General features: G+C 71.2%; 16 protein-coding genes. 14 read left to right on the top strand and 2 right to left on the bottom strand.

Annotated features, from left to right (window positions below; all coding sequences use genetic code 11):
- Window positions 1-4 precede the first annotated feature (4 nt).
- Entirely contained in the window at window positions 5-1252 is a 1248-nt protein-coding gene (locus HD593_RS25805) for an ABC transporter substrate-binding protein (protein ID WP_221524957.1), read from the bottom strand.
- 150 nt (window positions 1253-1402) lie between these two features.
- On the opposite strand from HD593_RS25805, the gene HD593_RS25800 reads away from it, so the two are divergent.
- Window positions 1403-2173 (top strand): FadR/GntR family transcriptional regulator, encoded by a 771-nt coding sequence (locus tag HD593_RS25800; protein ID WP_185104671.1) that lies wholly within the window; start codon window positions 1403-1405, stop codon window positions 2171-2173.
- Window positions 2174-2946: 773 nt separating this feature from the next.
- Window positions 2947-3930, top strand: coding sequence for a lectin (locus HD593_RS25795; protein ID WP_221524956.1), 984 nt, complete (start codon window positions 2947-2949; stop codon window positions 3928-3930).
- 63 nt (window positions 3931-3993) lie between these two features.
- On the opposite strand, the gene HD593_RS25790 is transcribed toward HD593_RS25795, so the two are convergent.
- Window positions 3994-6780, bottom strand: coding sequence for a glycosyl hydrolase family 95 catalytic domain-containing protein (locus HD593_RS25790; RefSeq protein WP_246546717.1), 2787 nt, complete (start codon window positions 6778-6780; stop codon window positions 3994-3996).
- 889 nt (window positions 6781-7669) lie between these two features.
- Between HD593_RS25790 and HD593_RS25785 the strand changes: the two genes are divergently transcribed.
- From HD593_RS25785 to menC, 12 genes are all read left to right on the top strand, one after another.
- Entirely contained in the window at window positions 7670-10384 is a 2715-nt protein-coding gene (locus tag HD593_RS25785) for a beta-L-arabinofuranosidase domain-containing protein (RefSeq protein ID WP_185104668.1), read from the top strand.
- Window positions 10381-12396 (top strand): family 43 glycosylhydrolase, encoded by a 2016-nt coding sequence (locus HD593_RS25780; RefSeq protein ID WP_221524955.1) that lies wholly within the window; start codon window positions 10381-10383, stop codon window positions 12394-12396. Before HD593_RS25785 ends, HD593_RS25780 begins: the two co-directional genes overlap by 4 nt.
- A gap of 15 nt (window positions 12397-12411) precedes the next feature.
- A complete protein-coding gene (locus HD593_RS25775; RefSeq protein ID WP_312903706.1) occupies window positions 12412-13863 on the top strand; it encodes a non-reducing end alpha-L-arabinofuranosidase family hydrolase in 1452 nt (483 codons plus the stop codon).
- 145 nt (window positions 13864-14008) lie between these two features.
- Entirely contained in the window at window positions 14009-15388 is a 1380-nt protein-coding gene (locus HD593_RS25770) for a serine hydrolase domain-containing protein (protein ID WP_185104667.1), read from the top strand.
- Between the two features lie 36 nt (window positions 15389-15424).
- Window positions 15425-17026 carry an ABC transporter substrate-binding protein gene (locus tag HD593_RS25765; RefSeq protein ID WP_185104666.1) on the top strand — a complete coding sequence of 534 codons (1602 nt, stop codon included), beginning with the start codon at window positions 15425-15427 and terminating at the stop codon, window positions 17024-17026.
- A 2-nt stretch (window positions 17027-17028) separates the two neighbouring features.
- Window positions 17029-18033 (top strand): ABC transporter permease, encoded by a 1005-nt coding sequence (locus tag HD593_RS25760; protein ID WP_185104665.1) that lies wholly within the window; start codon window positions 17029-17031, stop codon window positions 18031-18033.
- Window position 18034: 1 nt separating this feature from the next.
- A complete protein-coding gene (locus HD593_RS25755; protein ID WP_185104664.1) occupies window positions 18035-19933 on the top strand; it encodes a dipeptide/oligopeptide/nickel ABC transporter permease/ATP-binding protein in 1899 nt (632 codons plus the stop codon).
- On the top strand, window positions 19930-20718 hold the full coding sequence (locus tag HD593_RS25750; RefSeq protein ID WP_185104663.1) for an ABC transporter ATP-binding protein: 789 nt from the start codon (window positions 19930-19932) through the stop codon (window positions 20716-20718). Before HD593_RS25755 ends, HD593_RS25750 begins: the two co-directional genes overlap by 4 nt.
- On the top strand, window positions 20715-22100 hold the full coding sequence (locus tag HD593_RS25745; protein ID WP_185104662.1) for a serine hydrolase domain-containing protein: 1386 nt from the start codon (window positions 20715-20717) through the stop codon (window positions 22098-22100). The genes HD593_RS25750 and HD593_RS25745 overlap by 4 nt, the downstream gene beginning before the upstream one ends.
- A gap of 2 nt (window positions 22101-22102) precedes the next feature.
- Entirely contained in the window at window positions 22103-23227 is a 1125-nt protein-coding gene (locus HD593_RS25740; protein ID WP_312903704.1) for a M20 family metallopeptidase, read from the top strand.
- Window positions 23224-24072 carry a GNAT family N-acetyltransferase gene (locus tag HD593_RS25735; protein ID WP_221524954.1) on the top strand — a complete coding sequence of 283 codons (849 nt, stop codon included), beginning with the start codon at window positions 23224-23226 and terminating at the stop codon, window positions 24070-24072. Before HD593_RS25740 ends, HD593_RS25735 begins: the two co-directional genes overlap by 4 nt.
- A complete protein-coding gene (gene menC, locus HD593_RS25730; protein WP_185104661.1) occupies window positions 24069-25193 on the top strand; it encodes an o-succinylbenzoate synthase in 1125 nt (374 codons plus the stop codon). The genes HD593_RS25735 and menC overlap by 4 nt, the downstream gene beginning before the upstream one ends.
- Window positions 25194-25239: the final 46 nt, after the last annotated feature.

Below are 25239 nucleotides of genomic sequence, written 5' to 3'. Positions count from 1 at the left end.
GCGGTCAGCCCTTCCGGTCGGAGGCGGCCAGCTGCTCCAGCGCCTTGTCCACGGTGGTCGACCCGCTGAGGAGCTGCTGGGACAGCCTGCCCATCACGTCGAGGGTCTTGGAGGACAGTGCCACGTGCAGGGCGGGCTTGCCGGTCTTGATCGCGGAGGCGATCGTGGCGACGGCCGGGCCGGCCTGCGAGACGTCGATCGTCGTGTCGGACGCGATCGCGCCGGCCTTGGCGTAGAACGCCGTCAGGGCGCCGGTCGAGGTCAGGGACCGCACCAGGTCGGCGGCCAGGTCGGGGGCCTTCGTCCACTTCGCGACCGCGTAGCCGATGCCGCCGTCGTACGGGAGGCCGGGGGTGGCCCCGTCGGTGACGACCGGAGCCTGCATGACGCCGATCTTGTCGGGCGGCAGGAACTCCTTGAAGTCGTTCCAGTGCCCGATGTCCGACATCAGGCCGATGATGTGAGCGGCCTTGCCGGTCTCGAAGACCCGGAACACGTCGGTGAACATCGCGGTGGAGTTGGCGCCGTCGTTGTTCAGCCCCTTGTCGCCGGCGTCCTTCCACAGCTCGAAGATCCGCTTCACGCCGGGGGAGGCCCAGTCGCGCTTGCCGGCGATCCAGTCGTCGTACTCCTGGGGTGTGAGGACGCCGGACCCGAGGCCCGACAGGAAGAACTGGATGCCGAAGCCCTCCTTGTTGCCGAGCGCGAAGCAGGCGGCCCCGGTCGCCTTCTTGATGGCGGCGCAGCCGCTGAGGAACTCGCTCCAGGTCCTGGGCGGGGTGGCCGGGTCGAGGCCGGCCTGCTCGTAGAGCGCCTTGTTGTAGTAGATCGGGTGCCCCTGCAGCGTCACCGGGGCGGCGTAGACCTTGCCGTCCTTGCTGAACGCGTCCCAGCCCGCCAGCCGGCTCCTGTCCTCGGCCACGTACCGGTCCAGCGGGAGGAGCGCGCCGGCCCGGTCGCGGATCTGGCCCCCTCCGTTGAAGAGCATGACGTCGGGCCCCTTGCCGGCCTGGATCGCCGTGCCGAGCAGGGTGTAGTACTGGTCGAACGGCTGGGCGACGAACTCGACGGTGACCCCCGGGTGCCGCCTGGCGAAGTCCGCCTTGGCCTGCTCGATGTAGGCCGCGGCGACCGGTTCACCGGACTTCCAGTCCCACACCACCAGCTTCTGCTGCTTCTGCTGCGCTTCCCCGGACGGGGACTCCGTCCGGGTGGCGCTCCCGCAGCCGGCCAGGGCCAGTGCCGCGATCATCAGAGCCGACCATAACGCTCGCTGCTTCATCGTTGCCCGCTTCCCGGGAGTGGCCGCCGGATCCGGCCGACTGCCCGCAAACGTAATTCGTATGACGTCTGACGGCAAGAGGGGGTCGCGTATACTGCTCGCCAGGTCACCGGAGGCGAAATGACGGCATCGCAGGAATCAGCCGGCAGTGTCCCGGCGCAACCGGCCTGGGTACGCCGCCCGGCGAGTCTCGCCCGAGCGGTGACGGCCGAGCTGGTGGAGCGCATCGTGCGCGGGGTGCACCCGCCGGGGACCGCGTTGCCTCCCGAGCCCGCCCTGTGCGAGGCGTTCTCCGTGAGCCGCACCGTCGTGCGGGAGGCCGTCAAGATCCTTCAGGAGAAGGGGCTGGTGCAGGTCCGCCAGGGCTCAGGCACCATGGTGACCCCGCCGGCGACGTGGGACATGCTCGACGAGCTCGTCCTCACCGCGACCATCGCCGAGGACGAGAGCCTGGCGATCCTGGACGACCTCGTCGTCACGCGGCGCGTGCTGGAGTCCGACATGGCCAACGTCGCCGCCCGCCTGGCCGGGCCCGACACCATCGAACGGCTGCGTGCCCTGGTGGACCAGATGGACGGCCTCGTGGACGACCCGGTCACGTACGCCGAGAGCGACCGCGCCTTCCACGACACGATCATGCGGGCATCGGACAACCGCATCGCGCGTGGCGTCGTGCGGTCGCTGGAAGGCCAGGTCGTCAACACCGCCCGGTACCTGGGCCGGACCGAGCGGGCCCTGTGCGTGGCGTCGAACCTGGGCCATCGCCGCATCTACGAGCGCATCGCCGCCCACGACCCCGAGGGTGCCGCCGAGGCGATGTTCCAGCACATCACCGAGGCCTGGATCGTGCGCCGCAGCGGAACGGCCGATCCCGTACGCCTGCAGCGTTAGCCCGATCGCTCCCCGTCCGAGGCCGGCCGCCGCTCCGGCATGAAAGTTTCATCGTCACCGGTCCGCGGCGGCCCCGGTGGCTTGTCCTGGTCAGGCGGAGGGGCGGCCACGTCCGCCCGGGCGGGGGCCCCGGACGCCGGGCGGGCCGGGCCTTGACAGCTCTTGTCACGATCGGATTTGCTCCGCTGCACCATCGCCATCAGCCGCCGGAAAGAAGGGAGAACCGACGGAGGCGGCCTTGAGTGAGCGTTAACACAGCGGCCCGGTAAATGCGCCGCCGAATGTGGCGATTCGATCGGAAGAACGCCGCGCGCCGCGCCCTCTCGACATCCCTGCTTCAGAGCCGGGCCAGGACGCCCTCAAGGCGATGGAAACGACTTCCCATTCACGTGTGTCACCACGACGACGGCAAAGGAATGTGCGTGATGTCACGGCTCAGATGGCTTTTCACCGCTGTCGCTTCGGCAGCCCTGCTCATCGCTCCAGCCGCAGGTCAGACGGCGCGGGCCGACAGTGCGCCCGCGCCACCTACCAGGCTGAGCGCGCTCGAGCCCACCGCGGGATGCGGCAACACCCCGACCCTGAGAAGCGGCTCTCAATCAATCACGACGAGTGGCAGGAACCGCACGTTCATCCTGCGAATTCCCGACAACTACTCCAACACGACCCGCTACCGGTTGATTTTCGGCTTCCACTGGAACGGCGGCACCGCAGGCGATGTCGATTCGGGCGGGACCAGCGGCTATCCGTGGTCCTATTACGGGCTCCGGGCATTGTCGAACAACACCGCCATCTTCGTCGCGCCTCAGGGCCTCAACAACGGCTGGGCCAATTCGGGCGGTGAGGACGTCACCTTCGTGGACGACGTGATCCGCAGGATCGAGGCGGACCTCTGTGTGGACACCGCACAGCGCTTCGCCCTGGGCTTCAGCTACGGCGGCGGCATGAGCTACGCGCTCGCCTGCGCCCGGGCGTCGGTCTTCCGCGCGGTGGCCGTCTACGCCGGCGCGCAGCTCAGCGGATGCAGCGGCGGCACGGAGCCCATCGCCTACATCGGCCTGCACGGCCTCAGGGATCCGGTGCTCAACATCTCGGCGGGCCGCTCGCTCCGTGACCGGTTCGTCAGGAACAACGGCTGCACGCCCCAGAACCCGCCGGAGCCCGCGCAGGGCAGCCTGACGCACATCGTCACCTCCTACTCGGGATGCCGGACCGGGTATCCGGTCGCGTGGGCGGCGTTCGACGCGGGCCACACCCCCGGCCCCGTGGACGGGCGGCCCGGCGACTTCGAGCCCGGCGAGAACTCCTGGACCAGGTCCGTGGTCTGGAACTTCTTCACCCAGCTGGGCGGCGGCGACCCGGACCCGCCGGACACGGGCGCGCTGCGTGGCACGGGATCGGGCCGGTGCCTGGACGTCAGCGGCGCCTCGCAGGCCAACGGCGCGCAGGCGCAGATCTGGGACTGCAACGGCCAGCCCAACCAGCAGTGGACCGCCACCAGCGCCGGTGAACTGCGGGTCTACGGCGGCAAGTGCCTGGACGTGAACGGCGCCGGCACGGCCGACGGCACCGCGGTCATCATCTGGGACTGCAACGGCCAGAACAACCAGAAGTGGCGCCTCAACGCCGACGGCACCATCACCGCCGTCGGCGCGAACAAGTGCCTGGACGTCAGCGGCTACGGCACCGCCAACGGCACCCGGGTACACATCTGGACGTGCCACGGCGGCACCAATCAGAAATGGACCCCGGCCTGACGTCCGTGCCCGCCATGGCGGACCCACCCGCCCCCCGGCACCGCTCGTCCCGGGGGGCGGCCGTCACACCGGCGTGATGGTCCATTGGTTGTTGGTGCTGCTGTTGGGCGCCCACATCGCCACGGTGGAGCCGGCGGTGCCGTTGCCCATCCCGTCCAGAGCGGTCCCCGTGCCCCGGTTGATGATCTGGTAACGCCCGCCGCTCACCGCGTTGAGGCGCCACTGCTGGTTGTCGCCGCCGTTCCACGCCGCCTGCCGGGCGACGGCGCCGTTGGCGGTGTTGCCCCAGCTGTCGATGACCATGCCGTTGGTGCGGTTGACCATGCGGTACCAGCCGCTGCCCAGGTCCACGAGCTGCCACTGCAGGTTGGTGCTGCCGTCCCAGTTCCACTGCTTGAGGTTCGAGCCGGAGGCGACGTTGCCTCCGCTGTCCAGGACGAGGCCGGTGGTGACGTTGGCGACGCGGACGTAGGTGGTGGCCGGTGGGGCGGAGACCGTGGTGCGGTAGGTGCGGCCGGCCTGGCCGGTCAGGGTGATGACGTCAGGCTCGGGTCTGGTGACGGTGACGGTGCCGCTGGTCGTGGTGTCGGTCACCTGGAGGGTCCCGGTGAACGAGCGGCTGCGGACGTTGACCGTCGCGTTGCGGTCGAAGGTGACGAGGACTTCGGTGGCCGCGCCGGATCTCCAGGTCACGTCCACGGTGTAACCGCCGCGTCCCCGGAGACCTTGCACCTTGCCGTTCGGCCAGGCGGGCGGCAGGGCCGGCAGCACGTGCAGCTCGCCGGTGTGGCTGTGCAGAAGCATCTCGGCGATGCCGGATGTGGCGCCGAAGTTGCCGTCGATCTGGAACGGGGGATGCAGGTCGAACAGGTTCGGCGCGAGCCGGTCCGTCCGCACCAGGAGGCGGAGCAGCGCGTGCGCCCGGCCGCCTTCCTCCAGGCGCGCCCAGTAGTTGATCTTCCAGGCGAGCGACCAGCCGGTGCCGTCGTCGCCGCGCAGTTCGAGGGTGCGCCGCGCGGCGTTGTACAGGGCCGGGGTGCCGCGTCTGGTGATCTGGTTGCTGGGGTGCAGGCCGTAGAGGTGGGAGACGTGCCGGTGGTTCGTCTCGGGCTCGATCCAGTCGTACAGCCACTCCTGGATGTTGCCGCGCGAGCCGGTCTTCATCGGGGGGAGCCGATCCCGGGCGGCCAGGACGCGCGTCCGGAGGTCGGCGTCGACGCCGAGCGCCTGAGCGGCCTTGGCGCAGCCGTCGAACAGGTCACGCAGGATCTGGTTGTCCATCGTGGGGCCGGCACAGACGCTGACACCCGCGTGGTGGGCCAGTTCGGGGGAGTTCGACGGGTTCGTGACCAGATAGCCGAGGCTCGGTTCCTGCACGAGGGTGTCGAGGAAGAACTGCGCGGCGCCCTTCATGGCCGGGTAGTGCCGCCGGAGGAACTCCAGGTCGCCGGTGAAGGTGTAGTGGTCCCAGACCAGGGTGGCCAGCCACGCGCCGCCGGTCTGCCACATGCCCCAGAACGCGCCGTCCACGACCGACGTCCCCCGCCAGGCGTCGGTGTTGTGGTGGGTCACCCAGCCACCGGCGTTGTACTGCACCCGGGCCGTACGGGCGCCGCTGACCGCGAGGTCGTCGATCATCCTGAACACCGGCTCGTAGCATTCCGCCAGGTTCGTGGTGTCGGCCGGCCAGTAGTTCATCGGCAGGTTGGCGTTGATGGTGTATTTGGAGTCCCACGCCGGCGTCAGCGAATCGTTCCAGATGCCCTGCAGGTTGGCCGGTTGGGTGCCCGGCCGCGAGGAGGAGATCAGCAGGTAGCGGCCGAACTGGAACAGCAGCGCCGAGAACTGCGGATCGTCGGTGCTCGCGTGCTGCGCGATCCGCACGTCGGTCGGCTGGTCGGCGGCCGCGGTGCGGCCGAGGTCGAGCGTCGTGCGCCCGAACAGCCGCTGGTAGTCGGCGAGGTGCCGGCCGCGCAGGTCGTCGTACGCCCGGCCGGCCGCGGCGTCGAGATGGCGCCGGGCGATGCCCTGGTAGTCGCCGCTGACATCGCGGAAGCCGAGGTAGCTGGAGCCGATGGAGATCAGCACCGTCACGCTGTCGGCGCCGCGCACCTGCAGCGTGCCGCCGGAGCTGGTGACAGTGCCGCCCTCGGCGACGGCCCGGGCCAGGGCGAGGAACCTGACGGAGCCGGCCACGCCTTCCATGTCGCCCGAGATGCCGTCGAGTGCCACGGTGGTCCCGTCCGGGCTGGTGCGCGTCGTCCGCTGCGGGCTGTCGAACGTCGCGGAGAAGGTGATCGAGCCGGGCCTGTCGGCGGTCAGGCGGATGGCGATCACCTGGTCCGGCGCGCTCGCCAGCGCCTCGCGCCGGTAGCGCACCCCGTTCTGCAGGTAGGACACGGCCGTGGTCGCCGTGGTGAGGTCCAGGTACCGGTTGTACTCCGAGACGCCGGTGGTGCTGCCGAAGGCGAGCCGCAGGTCACCGACGGTCTGGTAGGCGAGCTGGCCGGCGGGGGTGCCGCGCATGTTCTGGTCGATCAGCGCCTGCGCCTGGTCCCACTGGTTCTGGAAGACCAGTTGCCGGATCTGCCCCAGCGCCGCCGCCCCTCGGGGGTTGCTCTGATCGTAGGGGCCGCCCGCCCAGACGGTGTCCTCGTTGAGCTGCAGCCGCTCGGTGCCGGCGTTGCCGAACACCATGGCGCCCAGGCGGCCGTTGCCGATCGGCAGCGCTCTCAGCCAGTCCGTGCCGGCGCTCTCGTCGTACCACAGGGCCAGGTCGTTCGCGGCGCGCACCTCCGCGGGGGGCGCCGAGGCGGCCCGGGCGGCGGCCGTCCAGGGCAGCGGCACCATCGCGGCTCCGGCACCGGCCGCGCCGAATCTCAGTACTTGCCTTCGCGATAGATCGGACATCTCGCTTCTCGTTCCCTAGAGGGTCGCGGGCGGCCTCTGGCACGAGAGCGCTTCCGCTGTGACGGGGGTGGTGTGAACGAGGTCTCGGCCGACTTCCTGGAGGAAGGTAAGGGCCTCTGACGCGGCTCGTCAACCATTCGCCCGAAGAAACTTAACTAAGATCAACCCGTTCGTACGGCGACTGCGGCTCGGTGCCGCCGCCACCGCGGACGACGGCGAGCGGCGCCGCACGCTCCGCCGGCGTGTGCGTTTCACCAGATCAGAAACGGCGCGACACCGCCCGGACCGGCCTGGGCGAACGGGCGCGAATCGCCCTCAGCGACCAGGAGGACCTGCCGTCCGGGCAGTGCGGGCACATCACCGCATCCGCGACTCTCAGCAACTTAACCTCGGATCTCTCGCAAGTTATCTGTTGCCAAGCGGCGCCTTCTGTGAAACTTTCACAGGCACGGGCGGTGCGCCGTGATCTCCATGGAGACGAAACTCCAGGCGAGAAGGCGTTCCGGCGGCAGCGCCCGGGTCGGCAGGGGCTCCCCCTCGTTGACGCCAGGTCGAACCGTCGGATGTACTCCGCGACAACGCCCTCACCGCACCGCGATTGTTAGCGCTAACAATAAGCTCGTCGCCTCCGAAGGGAATCCCGTGGTCCTGAGCCGCAGGCAGTTCGCAAGGCCGTCCGGGCAACAGCCGCGCCGTCCGTCACCGGTGCGGCCGGTTCCCCGCGCATCCGGCTCGATCAGCTCCTCCGACCGGCGGGACGTGAGGTCCCCGGTGACGTCATCGACTGATTGTTATCGCTAACACCACCTAGGGAAGCCAAGGAGTCCACATGTCCTTGAGCCGTCGTCAGTTCCTTCAGGCCACTGGAGCCACCGCCGCGCTCTCGGTCACCGGCCAGGTGGCCGGCGCGTCCCCCGCCCTGGCCGCGCTCCCCTGGGCCAGGCCCGACCTCGGCGTGTCAGCCTACGAGTTCGACCTCGGCCAGGTCCGGCTGACCTCCGGCCGCTGGCTGGACAACCAGAACCGCACGCTGAGCTATCTGCGCTTCGTCGATGTCGACCGGCTGCTGTACGTCTTCCGGGCCAACCACCGCCTGTCCACCGGCGGCGCGGCGGCCAACGGCGGCTGGGACGCGCCGAGCTTCCCGTTCCGGTCCCACATGCAGGGCCACTTCCTGACGGCGTGGGCGCAGGCGTACGCGGTGCTCGGCGACACCACCTGCCGGGACAAGGCCACCTACATGGTGGCCGAGCTGGCCAAGTGCCAGGCCAACAACGGCGCCGCCGGGTTCAGCGGCGGATACCTGTCCGGTTTCCCGGAGTCGGACATCACGGCCGTGGAGAACCGCACGCTGAGCAACGGCAACGTGCCGTACTACTGCATCCACAAGACCCTGGCCGGGCTGCTGGACGTCTGGCGGCTGATCGGCGGCAACCAGGCCAGGACCGTCCTGCTGGCCCTGGCGGGGTGGGTGGACGCCCGCACGTCACGGCTGAGCACGAGCCAGATGCAGGCCATGCTCGGCACCGAGTTCGGCGGCATGAACGCCGTGCTGACGGACCTGTACCAGCTGACCGGCGACTCCCGCTGGCTGGCCACGGCCCAGCGGTTCGACCACGCCGCCGTGTTCGACCCGCTGGCCGCGAACCAGGACCGGCTCAACGGACTGCACGCCAACACGCAGGTGCCCAAGTGGATCGGGGCGGCCCGGGAGTACAAGGCGACGGGCACCACCCGTTACCGCGACATCGCCGCCAACGCCTGGTCCATCACGGTCGGCGCGCACACGTACGTCAACGGCTCCAACAGCCAGGCCGAGCACTTCCGCGCCCCCAACGCGATCGCCGCCCACCTGGCCAGGGACACCGGCGAGGCGTGCAACACCTACAACATGCTCAAGCTCACCCGGGAGCTGTGGCTGCTGTCGCCGTCGCGCGCCGACTACTTCGACTACTACGAGAACGCCCTGCTCAACCACCTCATCGGGCAGCAGAACCCGGCCGACGCGCGCGGGCACGTCACCTACTTCACCCCGCTCAACCCCGGCGGGCGGCGAGGGGTCGGCCCGGCCTGGGGCGGCGGCACCTGGAGCACCGACTACAACTCCTTCTGGTGCTGCCAGGGCACCGGGATCGAGACCAACACCAAGCTGATGGACTCGATCTACTTCCACAACGGCACCACGCTGTTCGTGAACCTGTTCGTGCCCTCCACCCTCGACTGGAGCCGGCGCGGCATCACCGTCACCCAGACCACCTCCTACCCGGTCGGCGACACCACCTCGCTCCAGGTCACCGGCAACGCGAGCGGATCGTGGACGATGCGCATCCGCATCCCGTCCTGGACCCAGGGCGCGACGATCAGCGTCAACGGAGCCCAGCAGGACCTCGCCACCACCCCCGGCACCTACGCCGACCTCACCCGATCGTGGACGCCGGGCGACACCGTGACCGTACGGCTGCCCATGCGGGTGGTCATGAGGGCCGCCAACGACAACCCCGGCGTGCAGGCCGTCACCTACGGCCCGGTCGTGCTGTCCGGCGACTACGGCGACACGAGCCTGTCCTCGGCCCCGACCCTGACCCCCTCCTCGATCACCCGGACCAGCACCTCGTCCCTGGCCTTCACCGCCACCGCGAGCGGCGCGTCCGTCAACCTGCGCCCGTTCTACGACGCCCACGGCCACAACTACGTCGTCTACTGGAACACCGGCGGCGGCGCGGCGAGCTTCCGGCTGGTCAACGCGGCCAGCGGGCTCGCCCTCGGCATCCGGGACATGTCCACCGCCGACGGCGGCCTGGCCCTGCAGTGGACCGACAACGGCACCGCCGACCACGACTGGATCCCGGTCGTGGACGGCACCGCCCTGCGCTTCCGCAACGTGCACAGCGGCAAGGTGCTCGGCGTCGAGAACATGTCCACGGCCGACGGCGCCCGGGTGCTCCAATGGGGCGACACCGGCACCGCCGACCACCGCTGGACGGTCACCGACGCCGGCGACGGCTCCGTCAAGATCCGCAACGTGCACAGCTCCAAGCTGCTCGGCGTCCAGAACGGTTCGACCGCCAACGGCGCCCAGGTGGTGCAGGACTCCGACAACGGCAGCCCGGACAACCAGTGGCGGTTCGTGCCGAACGGCACGCGGCGCATCCAGAACGCGGGCACCGGCATGGTGCTCGGCGTCACCGGCATGTCCACGGCCGACGGCGCGCTCGTCGTCCAGTGGGGCGACACCGGCACCGCCGACCACCTGTGGACGGCGATCGCCGACACGGGCGGCTACCTGCGGCTGCGCAACTCCCACAGCCAGAAGGTGCTGGGCGTGGAGAGCATGGGCACCGCGGCGGGGTCGCGCGTCGTGCAGTGGGCCGACAACGGCACCGCCGACCACCGCTGGCGCCTGCGCTACGGGCCGGGCGCCACCTTCCGCATCCAGTGCGCCAACGGCGGCCGCGTCCTCGGCCTGGCCGGCACCTCGCAGGGCGCGCAGGTCGTGCTCGCCGACGACAACGGCGCGAACGCCAACCTCTGGAGGTTCCTGTGAGACGCGTGCTCGCGGTCATCTCGTCCCTGCTGCTCGTGACCGTCTTCCTCACACCCCAGGCGTCGGCCGCGACCGTGGACACGAATGCCTGGTACGTGCTGGTCAACCGCAACAGCGGCAAGGCCCTGGACGTCTACAACCTCGCCACCAACGACGGCGCCCGCATCACCCAGTGGACCCGCAACAACCAGAACCAGCAGCAGTGGCAGTTCGTCGACTCCGGCGGCGGCTACTACCGCCTCAAGTCCCGCCACTCCGGCAAGGTCCTCGACGTCTCCGGCTTCTCCACCGCCAACGGCGGCGCCGTCGTGCAGTGGACCGACCTCAACGGCACCAACCAGCAATGGAGGCTCGCCGACTCCGACGGCGGCCACGTCCGCCTGATCAACCGCCACAGCAGCAAGGCCCTCGAAGTGCAGAACGCCTCCACCGCCGACGGCGCCAACATCGTCCAGTACGACGACTGGGGCGGCGCCAACCAGCAATGGCAGCTCGTCCCGGTCACCACCGGCACCGGCGGCTCCTACACCAACCCGGTCGTGTGGCAGGACTTCGCCGACGGCGACATCATCCGGGTCGGCGACGCCTACTACTACTCGGCCTCGACCATGCACTACTCCCCGGGCGCGCCGATCCTGCGCTCCTACAACCTGGTCGACTGGGAGTACGCCGGCCACTCGGTCCCGAGGCTCGACTTCGGCTCGGCCGCCTACGACCTCAGCGGCGGCCGGGCGTACGTCAAGGGCATCTGGGCCTCGACCCTGAACTACCGGCCCAGCAACAGCACCTACTACTGGATCGGCTGCGTCGAGTTCAACCGCACCTACGTCTACACCGCCTCCGCCGTGGACGGCACCTGGACCAAGCGCTCGCAGATCAACAACTGCTACTACGACGCCGGCCTGCTGATCGACACCGACGACACCATGTACGTCGCCTACGGCAACGGCACCATCAGCGTCGCCCAGCTCTCCGCCGACGGGCTCGGCCAGGTGCGCGCCCAGCAGGTGTTCCAGACCCCGAGCAGCGTCGGCACCCTGGAGGGCGCCCGCTTCTACAAGCGCAACGGCTACTACTACATCTGGCTGACCCGCCCCGCCAACGGCCAGTACGTGCTCCGCTCCACCTCGCCGTGGGGCCCGTACGAGATGCGCCAGGTCCTGCTCGACCTGCCCGGCCCCATCTCCGGCGGCGGTGTCCCCCACCAGGGCGGCCTCGTCCAGACCCAGAACGGCGACTGGTACTACATGTCGTTCGTCGACGCCTACCCCGGCGGCCGCGTCCCGGCGCTCGCGCCGATCACCTGGAGCGGCGACTGGCCGACCCTCCAGACCGTCAACGGCGCCTGGGGAGCCACCTACCCCAAGCCGAACATCCAGACCAGCCGCACCGTCGCGCCCATGATCGGCCCCGACGCCTTCACCTCGGGCAGCCTCGGCCACCGCTGGGAGTGGAACCACAACCCCGACACCAGCCGCTTCTCCACCGGCAACGGCCTGCGCCTGCAGACCGCGACCGTCACGAACGACCTCTACAACGCCCGCAACACGCTGACCCACCGCATCCAGGGCCCGTCCTCGACGGCGACGATCGAACTCGACTACTCCCAGCTGGCCGACGGCGACCGCGCCGGGCTGGCCATGCTCCGCGACCAGTCGGCGTGGATCGGCGTCAAACGCGACAACGGCGTCAACCGGGTCGTGATGACCAACGGCCTGACCATGAACAGCTCGTGGCAGACGACCGGCACCGGCACCGAGGCGGCAGGCGCGAACATCTCAGGAGGCCGCATCTGGCTGCGGGTCAACGCCGACATCCGCCCGGGCTCCGGCAGGCAGGCCCGCTTCTCCTACAGCACAGACGGCAGCACCTTCGTCGGCCTCGGCCCGGCGTTCACGCTCAACAACGCCTGGCAGTTCTTCATGGGCTACCGCTTCGGGATCTTCAACTACGCCACCCGGTCACTCGGCGGCGCGGTCACCGTGCGCCGCTTCGACCTCACCACTCCCTGATCGAAAGGCACCGATGTGAGATTCAGACCCCTGTCCGTCGTGGCGACGGTGGCCACCTTACTGGCGAGCCTGTTCGTCGCCACGCAGCCCGCCGGCGCGGCCACCGTCGACACCAACGCCTGGTACGTCCTGGTCAACCGCAACAGCGGCAAGGCCCTGGACGTCTACAACCTCGCCACCAACGACGGCGCCCGCATCACCCAGTGGACCCGCAACAACCAGAACCAGCAGCAGTGGCAGTTCGTCGACTCCGGCGGCGGCTACTACCGCCTCAAGTCCCGCCACTCCGGCAAGGTCCTCGACGTCTACAACTTCTCGACCGCCAACGGCGGCGCGATCGTCCAGTGGACCGACCTCAACGGCACCAACCAGCAATGGAGGCTCGCCGACAGCTCCGACGGCCACGTGCGGCTCATCTCGCGCCACAGCAACAAGGCCCTGGAGGTCCAGGGCGCCTCCACCAGCGACGGCGCCAACATCGTCCAGTACGACGACTGGGGCGGCAACAACCAGCAGTGGCAGCTCGTCCGGGTGGACGGCGGCACCGGTAACCCCGGCCAGTGCGACCTCCCCTCCTCCTACCGCTGGTCGTCGACCGGCGTGCTGGCGACCCCGAGGTCGGGCTGGGTCTCGCTCAAGGACTTCACCGTCGCCCCCTACAACGGCCGCCACCTCGTCTACGCCACCACGCACGACACGGGCACGAGGTGGGGCTCGATGAACTTCGGCCTCTTCTCCAACTGGTCGGAGATGGCCTCGGCCAGCCAGAACGCGATGACCAACTCCACGGTCGCCCCCACGCTGTTCTACTTCGCCCCGAGGAACATCTGGGTGCTGGCCTACCAGTGGGGCGGCACCGCCTTCTCCTACCGCACCTCCAGCGACCCGACCAACCCGAACGGCTGGTCCGCGCAGCAGGTGCTCTTCTCCGGCAGCATCTCCGGCTCCGGCACCGGCCCCATCGACCAGACGCTCATCGGTGACAGCACGAACATGTACCTGTTCTTCGCCGGCGACAACGGCAAGATCTACCGGGCGAGCATGCCGATCGGCAACTTCCCCGGCAGCTTCGGCAGCACCTCCACCGTGATCATGAGCGACACCACCAACAACCTGTTCGAGGCCGTCCAGGTCTACAAGCTCCAGGGCCAGAACAAGTACCTCATGATCGTCGAAGCGATCGGCTCCCAGGGCCGCTACTTCCGCTCCTTCACCGCCACCAGCCTGAACGGCTCGTGGACGCCCCAGGCCGCCACCGAGAGCAACCCGTTCGCCGGCAAGGCCAACAGCGGCGCCACCTGGACCAACGACATCAGCCACGGCGAGCTGATCCGCACCAGCGCGGACCAGACCTTCACCGTCGATCCCTGTAACCTGCAACTCCTCTACCAAGGACGCAGCCCCAGCTCCGGCGGCGACTACGGCCTGCTGCCCTACCGGCCGGGCCTGCTCACCCTGCAGCGCTGACGTTCAGGGGCGGCCCGGCGGTCCGGGCCGCCCTCCGTCAGAAGCTGCCGCCGGAGGGCCGTTGTCGGATCGAACAGCCTCCACCAGGCCGGGTTGTCCGATCGGCTGAGTACGGCGACCGGGGTCGCCTTCTAGCCTCAGCGGCATGATGTCGCCGGAAACCGTACAGAGCTGGCTTGACGAACACTTCGCACGGATCGTGGCCGAGCGCGGCGTACCGGGAGCCTCGGTCGCCGTTCTCACCCAGGGCCAGGTGCTCACCGCCGCCGGCGGTGTCCTCAGCAGGGCCACCGGCGTGGAGGCGACCACCGGCTCGGTCTTCCAGATCGGCTCGATCACCAAGCTCTGGACCAGCGCGCTGGTCATGCAGCTGGTCGACGAGGGCCTGGTCGGCCTCGACACGCCGCTGCGCGCGTATCTGCCGGAGTTCCGCGTCGGCGACGAGGCGGCGGCCGCCGCGATCACCATCCGGCAGCTGCTGTGCCACGTCGCGGGCTTCGAGGGCGACATCTTCACCGACACCGGCCGGGGCGAGGACGCGGTCGAGAAGTACCTCGCCTCGATCCACGACATCCCGCAGCTCTTCGCGCCGGGCGAGGTCTTCTCCTACAACAACACCGGCTTCGTGGTGCTCGGCCGCCTGGTCGAGGTGCTGCGCGGCAAGCCGTTCGACGAGGTGCTGACCGAGCGGCTGGTCGCGCCGCTCGGGCTCACGCACGTCGCGCCGAGCCCGTACGAGGCCATCCTGCACCGTGCCGCCGTCGGCCACGTGCCAGGTGAGGACGGCGCGGCGGTGCCGGCGCCGGCCTGGGCGCTCGCCCGTTCCAACGCGCCGGCGGGCTCGATGCTCGCCATGACCCCGCGCGACCTGCTCGCCTTCATCGCCATGCACCTGGCCGACGGCGCCGCGCCGGACGGCTCCGCCGTGCTCGGGCCCGGCACCGCGGCCGCCATGTGGCAGCCGCAGGTGAAGCTGCCCCGGCTCGCCGGCATGGGCACCGCGTGGGGGCTCGGCTGGGAGATCGAGGAGCACGACGGGCAGACCGTCGTCGGCCACGACGGCGGGACCATCGGCCAGGCGGCCTTCCTCCGGGTCGCGCCCGAGCACGGCGTCGCGATCGCGCTGCTGACCAACGGCGGCGACGTCTTCGGCATCTTCACCGACGTGCTGGCGCACCTGCTCAAGGAGCTCACCGGCGTCACCCTGCCGGGCCGCCCGGTGCCGCCGGCCGAGCCCAGGACGATCGACCCCACCCCCTACCTGGGCCGCTACTCCGACACGATCTACGACATCACCGTCAGCCAGGACGCCGGCGGCGCGATCTGGCTCGACCGGGTGCCCAAGGACATCATCGCCGAGATCGGCGAGAAGCCGATGCGCGCCCGGCTCGTGGCCTTCGAGGGCGACTCGCTGATCTCGCTCGAGCCGATCCGCGGCATCCACCCCGTCTTCGCCTTCATCGGCCGCGACGACACGGGCCTGGCGAAGTACATCCACTACGGCCGTGTGGTCGCCCGCGCCTGAGATCCACCGCTCACCCCTCCGGAATTAGGACCCCGCATGACCCCCACCCGCACGAGGGCCCTCGCGGCGCTCGCCCTGACGCTGACCGGTTCGGTCGGGCTGGCCGCCTGTGGCGGCGGCGCGCCCGATCCCGCCGCGCCGGGCGCCTCCACCGCCTACGCCAACGGCAAGACCTTCACGCTCAACCTGGCCTCGGACCCGGGCGCCCTCGACCCGCAGGGGTCGGCGACGAGCGCCCTGTTCGGCCTGACGCAGTACGCCTACGACAACCTGGTGGCCGTCGCCAAGGACGGCTCGATCCAGCCGCAGCTGGCCTCGTCGTGGACCGTCGACGGCACCACGGTCACCTTGCAGCTGAAGGACGGGATCACCTGCGCCGACGGCTCGGCGTTCACGGCGCAGACAGTGGTCGACAACATCACGTACGTGGTGAACCCGGACAACAAGAGCCCGTTCCTGGGGGTATTCATCCCGGCCGGGACGACCGCCACCGCCTCGGGTTCGGCGGTCACCCTCAAGCTCGCCGCGCCGGCCCCGTTCGTGCTGACCGCGCTGGCGAACCTGCCGATGGTGTGCGACGCCGGCATGAAGGACCGCTCCACCCTCAAGGCCGGGACGAACGGCACCGGCCCGTACGTCCTCACCGAGGCCGTCCCGTCAACCCGGTACACCTACGAGCTGCGCAAGGGGTACACGTGGGGCCCCGGCGGCGCCACCACGGCCGAGGCGGGCATGCCGGCCAAGGTGGTCGTCAAGATCGTCGCGAATGAGACCACGTCCGCCAACGAGCTGCTGGCCGGCACCATCAACGCCGTCCAGATCACCGGCCCGGACGCGGACCGCCTGGCCGGGGCGGGCCTGGAGTCCGTGGGCATGCAGGCGCTGATCGGCGAGCAGTGGTACAACCAGGGCGACGGCCACGCCACCGCCGACCCGGCCGTGCGCATGGCGCTGACCCAGGCGCTCGACCTCAAGCAGCTCCAGGTCGCGCTGACCTCCGGCAAGGGCGCGCCGCCGACCCAGCTGGCCGCGCTGGAGCCGCTCGGCTGCTCCGGCGACGCCGTGACCGGCCACGTGCCGTCCTTCGACGTCGCCGCCGCCGGGGCCGCCCTCGACGCCGCCGGCTGGACGAAGGGCCCGGACGGCATCCGCGCCAAGGACGGCAAGAAGCTCTCGCTCACCTTCATCTACCCGAACTCGCTCGGCACCGGCGGAGGGGCCGCCGCCGAGCTGGCGGTGGCGGCGTGGAAGGCGGTCGGGGTCGAGGTCACGGCCAAGCAGCAGACCCAGACCGAGGCGTCCGGCGCCGTCTTCGGCACCGGCGCCTGGGACATCGTCTGGCTGCCGCTCAACGTCAGCACCCCCGACCAGGTCATGCCGTTCGTCTCCGGCACCACCGCCCCGAAGGGCACGAACTTCGCCTCCATCGACAACGCCGGCTACCTCGCCGCCGCGACCAAGGCGATGAAGGCGAACGGCGCCGAGGGCTGCAAGGACTGGTTCGCCGCCGAGCAGGCGCTCTTCAAGGCGGCCGACGTGGTGCCGTTCGCCAACAACGTGGTCCCGACGTTCGTCAAGAGCGCGAAGCTCTCCATCATCGGCAGCATCGTCCCGACCAGCATCCGGATGCTCGGTTGACGATGAAGACCCCGACGACGGCCGCGCCCGGCCTCAGCGGCCGGGCGGCAGGGCTGTGGTCGCACCCGTGGTTCCGCTTCGCGCTCCGCCGGACGAGACGGCTGCTGCTGGGCCTCTGGGTCCTGGTGACCGCCTCGTTCCTGATGATCCACCTGATCCCGGGCGATCCGGTACGGGCCGCGCTCGGGCCGACCGCCCCCGCCGACCTGGTGCAGGCCACGAAGGAGGAGCTGGGCCTGCTCGACCCGCTCTGGCAGCAGTACGCCGGCTTCCTCGGGCGCCTGCTCCAGGGAGACCTGGGCGTCTCGATCACCAGCAGGCTCCCCGTGGGCGAGATGATCGGCCAGCGGCTGCCGGCCACGGTGGAGCTGGCCGTGGCCGCGTTCGTCCTGGCGCTGGTCGTCGCCGTGCCGGTGGGCGTTTTGATGGCGGTGATCACGCGGCGGGGGAAGGGCCGGCGCACGGAGCTGGCGTTCACGGGGACGAGCGTCCTGCTGAGCGCCATCCCCGACTTCCTGCTCGCCGTCGGGCTCGTCTACCTGCTGGCGGTGCAGACCAGGCTCTTCCCGGTGGCCGGCCTCGAAGGCCTCGACTCCTACGTGCTCCCCACGCTCGCGCTGGCGATCGGCCCCGCCGCGGTGCTCTCGCGCATCGTCCGCGTCGAGATGCTCGCCGTGATGGAGGCCGACTACATCCGGACGGCGCGGGCCAAGCGGCTCACCCCCGTACGGGTGCAGCTCGTGCACGCCCTGCCGAACGCCGTGACGGCGAGCCTGACGCTCGGCGGCATGCTGCTGAGCTCCCTCGTGGCCGGGACGGTGCTGGTGGAGAACGTCTTCGCCTGGCCAGGTCTCGGCTCCACGATCGTCTCCTCGATCGTCGCCAAGGACTATCCCCTGGTGCAGGGCACCGTCCTGGTCTACGGCGTCGGGGTCCTGCTCATCAACACCCTCGTGGACGTGCTGCTCGCGCTGCTCGACCCCCGTTCGACGATCGGAGCCGCCTGAGATGCGAGCGGCACACCTCCTGCGCCGTCCCGTGGGCCTGGCCGGCCTCGGCCTGCTGGTCATCGTGCTGTCGGTGGCCGTGCTCGGGCCGATCCTGTGGGGCGAGCGGGCCACGGTCGTCGACACGGGCAACCTGCTCGCCGGCCCGTCGGCCGAGCACTGGATCGGCACCGACAACCTCGGCCGGGACCTCTTCTACCGGGTGCTGGTGGCCACCCGGCTCTCGATCCTGCTGGCGCTCGGGGCGACGGCGATCAGCATCGTGCTGGGCCTCGTCCTGGGGGCGGCGCCGATGCTGGCCGGGCCGCGGCTGGGCCGCGTCGTCACCTGGGCCGTCAACGTGCTGGTGGCCTTCCCCGGGCTGCTGCTCGTGCTCTTCTTCGCCGTCGTCTTCGGCGTCGGCGAGCGCGGCGCGGCGCTCGCGGTGGGACTCGCCGGGGCGCCGTCGTTCGCGCGGCTGTGTCACACGCTCATCGCCGGCGTCTCGGAGCGGGACTACATCGCCGCGGCCCGGATCGCGGGCGTGAGCCGGCTGCGCATCCTGCGCCGCCACGTGCTGCCGAACATCGCCGAGCCGCTCATCGTCAACGCGACGATGGGCGCCGGCGGGGTGCTGCTGTCGTTCGCCGGGCTCTCGTTCCTGGGACTGGGCGTCCAGGCCCCGTCCTACGACTGGGGCAAGCTCATGCAGGACGGGCTCAACGGCATCTACACCAACCCCCTGGCCGCGCTCGGGCCCGGCTTCGCCGTCATCGTCGCGGGGCTGGCGTTCAACCTCACGGGCGAGGCCCTGGCGACCGCCTTCGGCCTCGGCGAGGTCACCGGCACCGCCCGCCGGGGACGGATCCGGGCCGCCGCCGCCGGGACCCGCGCGCCCGCCGCGACACAGCCCGCCGAGGGCGCGCTCCTGTCGGTGGACGACCTGCGGGTGACGATCCCCGGCGCCCGGCGGCCCATCCACGCGGTACGCGGCGTCACGTTCGCCGTCCGGGAAGGCGAGGCCGTCGGCGTCGTCGGCGAGTCCGGCTCGGGCAAGTCGATGACGGCCCTGGCGGTGGCCAGGCTCATCGAGGAGCCGATCCGCGTCGAAGCGGGCCACCTGGCCTTCGCCGGTGAGGACCTCCTGGCCGCCGGTGACACCGCGTCCCTGCGCAGGCGCCTCGGCACGTCGCTGGCCGTCGTGTTCCAGGACCCGATGACGTCCTTCAACCCGGCGCACCGGGTGGGGCCGCAGCTGGCCGAGGTGAGCCGCTTCCACCAGGGCCTGAGCCGCAGGGCGGCGTTCGCCCGGGCGGTCGACCGGCTGCGCGCGGTCAGGATCCGCGAGCCCGAACGGCGCGCCAGGCAGCACCCCTTCGAGTTCTCCGGGGGCATGCGCCAGCGGGCGATGATCGGCATGGGGCTGATGGGGACGCCTCGGCTCATCATCGCCGACGAGCCGACCACCGCGCTCGACGTCACGGTCCAGCAGCAGGTCCTCGGCCTGCTCGCCGAGGTGCGCCGCGACACCGGCGCCGCCCTCCTGCTCATCAGCCACGACGTCTCGGTCGTGACCGACGTGTGCGACCGGGTGCTCGTCATGTACGGGGGCCGCATCGTCGAGGAGCTGCCCGCGCAGGGCCTGCGGACGCTGGCCAGGCACCCGTACACGCGGGCGCTCGTCGCGGCCGTGCCGGACATGGAGACCGACCTGACCCGGCCGCTCGCCGTCATCCCCGGGCTGCCGGTCGATCCCGCGCACGTGCCGGCCGGGTGCGCCTTCGCGGCCCGCTGCCCGCTCGCCGACGACCACTGCAGGTCGGCCGAGCCCGTGCTGGAGGCCGACCCGGCGGGCAACCGGGTGGCGTGCCACAAGGCCGGGCAGCCCCTTCCCGCCCGCACCGAGGAGGTGACCGCATGAGCGTCCTCGGCTTCCACGACGTCCGCGTCCGGTACGGCTCGCACACCGTGCTGAAGGACGTCAGCCTGGAGGTCGGCGACGGCGAGATCGTGGGCCTCGTCGGCGAGTCCGGCTCCGGGAAGTCGACCATGGCCAGGGCGGCCGTCGGCCTGGCGCCCGTGACCGGCGGCCGGATCCTGCTGGACGGCCGGCCGGTGCCGGGCCGGGGCCGCGCGCGCCCGGTGCAGATGGTCTTCCAGGACCCGTACTCCTCGCTCGACCCCCGCATGACCGCTGGCGAGAGCATCGCGGAGGCCCTGCCGGAACGCCTCGGCAAGCAGGCCCGCCAGGAGGAGATCACGCGCCTGCTCGCGCTGGTCCACCTGGACGCGGCCCGGGCCGGCGACCTGCCCGGGCGCCTCTCCGGCGGGCAGCGTCAGCGCGTCGCGCTGGCCAGGGCGCTCGCCGCCCGGCCCGAGGTGATCCTCGCCGACGAGATCACCTCGGCGCTCGACGTCTCCGTCCAGGGCGCCGTGCTCAACCTCGTCCGCGACATGCGGCGCGACCTGGGCCTGTCCATGCTGTTCATCTCCCACAACCTGGCGGTCGTCCGGTACGTCGCCGACCGCGTGGCCGTGATGCACGACGGGGAGATCGTCGAGCACGGCCCCACCGCGCAGGTGCTCGGCGCGCCCCGGCACGAGTACACCCGCCACCTCCTCGCCGCGCTCCCCGGAGCGGGGCGCCGGACATCCAGCGACACAGGCACGACGCCTCCCACCTCGATCCTGAAGGAGCAGACATGACCAGCGCCATCGACCAGGCCCACTGGCAGAGCCGCCTCGACGAGCTCGTGCGGAAGCACGGCGTCCCCGGTGCCCAGCTGGGCATACTCCGGCTCGGCGCCGACGGCGGAGAGCTCGTCACCGCGGCGACGGGCGTGCTGCACGCCGGCACGGGCCAGCCGGCCGGCACCGACTCGGTCTGGCAGATCGGCTCCATCTCCAAGGTGTGGACCGCGACCGTGATCATGCAGCTGGTGGACGAGGGCAGGTTCGCCCTCGACACCCCCGTGGCGAAGATCGTCCCCGGGTTCGCGCTGCGCGACCCGGAGATCACCGCGGCCGTGACCGTCTGGCACCTGCTCACCCACACCAGCGGCATCGACGGCGACCTGTTCACCGACACCGGCCGGGGCGACGACACGCTGGAGAAGTACGTCGCGCTGCTGGCCGACACCGCGCAGAATCACCCGCTCGGCGCCACCTGGTCCTACTGCAACGCGGGCTACTCGCTCCTCGGCCGGATCATCGAGGTCGTCACCGGCAAGACCTGGGACCAGGCGATCAAGGACCAGCTCTTCGTCCCGCTCGGCCTGACCCACACCACGACCCTGCCGGAGGAGGCGATGGTCTTCGCGCACGCGATGGGTCACGTCAAGGGCGGCGAGGAGCCCGTGGTCGCGCCGGTGTGGGGGCTGCCGCGCTCGGTCGGCCCGGCGGGCCTGATCACCTCGACCGTCGCCGACGTGCTGGCCTTCGCCCGGATGCACCTGTCCGGCGGGCTCGCCGCCGACGGCACGCGCGTGCTGAGCGAGGAGAGCACCGCGGCGATGTCGGCGTACCAGACCGACTGCCCCGAGAAGCACCTGCTCGGCGACTCGTGGGGCCTCGGCTGGTTCCGCTGCGACTGGAACGGCCACCGGGCCTACGGCCACGACGGCAACACCATCGGCCAGGCGGCGTTCCTGCGCGTGCTGCCGGAGGCCGGCGTCGCGGTCGCGCTCCTCACCAACGGCGGCAGCACCCGCGATCTCTACGCCGGCCTCTACGACGAGATCTTCGGCGAGCTCACCGGGGTGCGGCTGCCCGCGCCGTTCGAGCCGCCGGCCGAGCCGGTGACGACGGACCTGGCGCCGTACGCGGGCACGTACGAGCGCGAGTCGGTGCGCATGGAGGTGTTCGAGCAGGACGGCAAGCCGACCCTGCGCACCACGCTGATGGGCCCGCTGGCGAAGCTCGAAGGCGAGCAGGTGGAGACGTACGAGCTGATCCCGGTCTCCCCGGGCATGTACGCCGTCCGCCCCGAGGGCATGGAGTCGTGGGCTCCGGTGACGTTCTACTCGCTGCCCAGCGGCGAGGAGTACGTCCACTACGGCGCCCGCGCGACCCCCAGGAAGCTCGGCTGACCGTGCCGGTTACCTCGCGCGGCTCCCTCAGCCTGCAGTCGCTCCTGTCCGACCTCAGAGAGCTGGTCGAGTGCGAGTCGCCCTCCTCCGATCACGCCGCGGTCGCCAGGTCGGCCGGCCTCGTGGCCAGGATCGGGTCGGCCCGGCTCGGCGCCGAACCGGAACGCATCACCATCGGCGGGTGCTCGCACCTGCGGTGGCGCTTCGGCGACGGCGACCGCCACGTGCTGCTCCTGGCCCACCACGACACGGTCTGGCCGCTCGGCACTCTGGCGGCCCGCCCGTACGAGCTGGCCGGCGGCGTGGTCCGCGGCCCCGGCTGCTTCGACATGCTCGCCGGGCTCGTCATGGCCGTCCACGCCGTCGCCGACCTGCCCGTGCGGACCGGCGTCACCCTGCTGGTGACCGGGGACGAGGAGATCGGCTCGCCCACCTCGCGCGCGCTGATCGAGGAGGAGGCCCGCCGCTCGCGGGCGGCGCTCGTGCTGGAGGCATCGGCCGACGGCGGCGCGCTCAAGGTGGGCCGCAAGGGCGTGTCGTTGTACGAGGTGCGCGTCACCGGCCGCGCGGCCCACGCCGGGCTGGAGCCGGAGAAGGGCGTCAACGCCACGATCGAGCTGTCCCGCCTCGCCCTCGCGGTGAACGCCCTGGGCGACCCGGCGGCCGGCACGACCGTCACCCCGACCGTGATGAGCGCGGGCACGACGTCGAACACGGTGTCCGCGTACGGCTCGTTCGCGGTCGACGTACGGGCCTGGACCCACGCCGAGCAGCTGCGGGTCGACCGGGCGCTGCACGCGCTGACGCCGGCCGCGCCCGGCGCCGTGATCGAGATCGCGGGCGGCGTCAACCGGCCGCCGCTGGAGGAGCCGGCGAGCCGGGCGCTCTTCGAGCGGGCGGCGGCCGTCGCGGCCCGGCTGGGCCTGCCGCCGGTCACCGGCACGGTCGTCGGCGGCGCCTCGGACGGCAACTTCACCGCCGGCGTGGGCACCCCGACGCTCGACGGCCTGGGCGCGGTGGGCGGCGGCGCGCACGCCGACCACGAGCACGTCCTCGCCGGCCGGCTGCTCGACCGCACGGTGCTGCTGCGCGAGCTGATCGCCGAACTCCTGGAGGCGCCGGCATGAGCATCGAGGCTGCTGGAGGGCCGGGCCTGAGCATCGAGGCCTCGGCCGTCGGCCTGGCGGCGCACGACGCGGCGCGATGGGCCGCGCAGGCGGGCGTGGCGGTCCGGGAGCTCAGGGACCTCGACGAGGCTCACGCCGTGATCGCCCTGCTCGTGGAGATCTGGGGCCGCCCCGAGAACCCCCTGATCACGGTGGAGTTCCTGCGGGCGCTGACGAAGGCCGGCAACTACGTCGCCGGCGCGTACGACGGCGACCGGCTGGTCGGGGTCTGCATCGGCTTCCACGAGGAGCCGGCGGCCCGCACCCTGCACAGCCACATCGCCGGGGTGGCGCCTGGGCTGGCCGGCCGCGGCATCGGGATGGCGCTCAAGCTCCACCAGCGCGCGTGGGCGCTCGCCCGCGGCATCGTCGCGGTCGAGTGGACCTTCGACCCGCTGGTCAGCCGCAACGCCTACTTCAACATCGTCAAGCTGGGCGCGCTGCCGGTGGAGTACCTCCCCAACTTCTACGGCGCGATGCACGACGCGATCAACGGCGGCGACGACACCGACCGGCTCCTGGTGCGCTGGGAACTGCTCTCGCCGCGGGTCCGCGCCGCCTGCTCGGGAACGCCCTGCGAACGGCCGGCCGGCGGCCCGTCGAGCAGGCGGGTCGCGGCGCCGGCCGACATCGAGGCACTGCGCGTCCACGACGCGGCCGCCGCCCGGAGCTGGCGCCCCCGGCTCCGCGACGAGCTGGAGCCGCTGATGGCCGCCGGTGGCCGCGTCGTCGACTACGACCGCGAGCTCGGCTACCTCGTCGAGCTCGCGGGCACCGATCTGGAACCCACCCGGAGACCCTCATGAAACTGCGGGGCATCGAACTTCGCCGCGTCTCGATGCCGCTCGTGTCGCCGTTCCGGACCTCGTTCGGCACGCAGACCGAGCGGGACATCCTCCTGCTCAAGGCCGTCACGGACGACGCCGAGGGCTGGGGCGAGTGCGTCGCCCTCACCGACCCGCTCTACTCCAGCGAGTACGTCGGCTCCCAGGTGGACGTGCTCCGCCACCACCTGCTCCCCAGGCTCTCCTCCCCCGAGGGCCAGGCGGCGATCGCCCGCTCGGGAGCCGCCGCGATCGCCGGCCTCACGCACCCGATCAAGGGGCACCGCATGGCCAAGGCCGCCCTGGAGATGGCGGTCCTCGACGCGGAGCTGCGCGCGCTCGGCCGCTCGTTCGCCCGCGAGCTCGGCGCCGTCCGCGACCGCGTCCCCAGCGGGGTGTCGGTCGGCATCCACGACTCGATCCCGCAGCTGCTGACCGTCGTCGAGGGCTACCTGGACGCCGGGTACGTGCGCGTCAAGCTGAAGATCCAGCCGGGCTGGGACCTGGCCCCGGTGGCCGCCGTGCGCGAGCGCTTCGGCGCGGACGTGCTGCTCCAGGTCGACGCCAACACCGCCTACACGCTCCGCGACGCCCGCCACCTGGCCAAGCTCGACGAGTTCGACCTGCTCCTGATCGAGCAGCCGCTGGAGGAGGAGGACGTCCTCGGCCATGCCACGCTGGCGCGGCGGCTGGCGACGCCGATCTGTCTCGACGAGTCCATCGTCTCGGCGCAGACCGCCGCCGCCGCGATCACGCTCGGCGCCTGCCAGATCATCAACATCAAGCCCGGCCGGGTCGGCGGCTACCTGGAGGCCCGGCGGATCCATGACCTGGCCGTGGCGAACGGGCTGCCGGTCTGGTGCGGCGGCATGCTGGAGACGGGCCTCGGCCGCGCCGCCAACGTCGCCCTGGCCGGCCTGCCCGGATTCACGCTGCCGGGCGACGTCTCGGCCTCCGACCGCTTCTACCGCACCGACATCACCGAGCCGATCGTCCTGGACGACGGCCACATCGCGGTGCCCACCGGCCCTGGGCTGGGGGTCACGCCGGTCCCGGAGGTGCTCGACTCGGTGACCAGGTCCGTCGAGTGGATCGTCCTCTGATCGTCGGACGATCGGACCGTACGGCTCGGCCTCCTATACTGCGGGG

It is taken from the genome of Nonomuraea rubra (genome assembly GCF_014207985.1).
GTDB lineage: Bacteria > Actinomycetota > Actinomycetes > Streptosporangiales > Streptosporangiaceae > Nonomuraea > Nonomuraea rubra.
The sequence above is the reverse complement of the archived record's forward strand: the minus strand, read 5'-3'. Positions and strand labels throughout refer to the sequence as shown.

Bases quoted from the DNA above. Each gene is read 5' to 3' on its own strand.
- HD593_RS25745 (WP_185104662.1), top strand. From the start codon at position 20,715: ATGACCAGCGCCATCGACCAGGCCCACTGGCAGAGCCGCCTCGACGAG.
- HD593_RS25755 (WP_185104664.1), top strand. From the start codon at position 18,035: ATGCGAGCGGCACACCTCCTGCGCCGTCCCGTGGGCCTGGCCGGCCTC.
- HD593_RS25760 (WP_185104665.1), top strand. From the start codon at position 17,029: ATGAAGACCCCGACGACGGCCGCGCCCGGCCTCAGCGGCCGGGCGGCA.
- HD593_RS25800 (WP_185104671.1), top strand. From the start codon at position 1,403: ATGACGGCATCGCAGGAATCAGCCGGCAGTGTCCCGGCGCAACCGGCC.
- HD593_RS25790 (WP_246546717.1), bottom strand. From the start codon at position 6,780: ATGGTGCCGCTGCCCTGGACGGCCGCCGCCCGGGCCGCCTCGGCGCCC.
- HD593_RS25805 (WP_221524957.1), bottom strand. From the start codon at position 1,252: ATGATCGCGGCACTGGCCCTGGCCGGCTGCGGGAGCGCCACCCGGACG.
- HD593_RS25765 (WP_185104666.1), top strand. From the start codon at position 15,425: ATGACCCCCACCCGCACGAGGGCCCTCGCGGCGCTCGCCCTGACGCTG.
- menC (WP_185104661.1), top strand. From the start codon at position 24,069: ATGAAACTGCGGGGCATCGAACTTCGCCGCGTCTCGATGCCGCTCGTG.
- HD593_RS25750 (WP_185104663.1), top strand. From the start codon at position 19,930: ATGAGCGTCCTCGGCTTCCACGACGTCCGCGTCCGGTACGGCTCGCAC.
- HD593_RS25785 (WP_185104668.1), top strand. From the start codon at position 7,670: ATGTCCTTGAGCCGTCGTCAGTTCCTTCAGGCCACTGGAGCCACCGCC.
- HD593_RS25735 (WP_221524954.1), top strand. From the start codon at position 23,224: ATGAGCATCGAGGCTGCTGGAGGGCCGGGCCTGAGCATCGAGGCCTCG.
- HD593_RS25770 (WP_185104667.1), top strand. From the start codon at position 14,009: ATGATGTCGCCGGAAACCGTACAGAGCTGGCTTGACGAACACTTCGCA.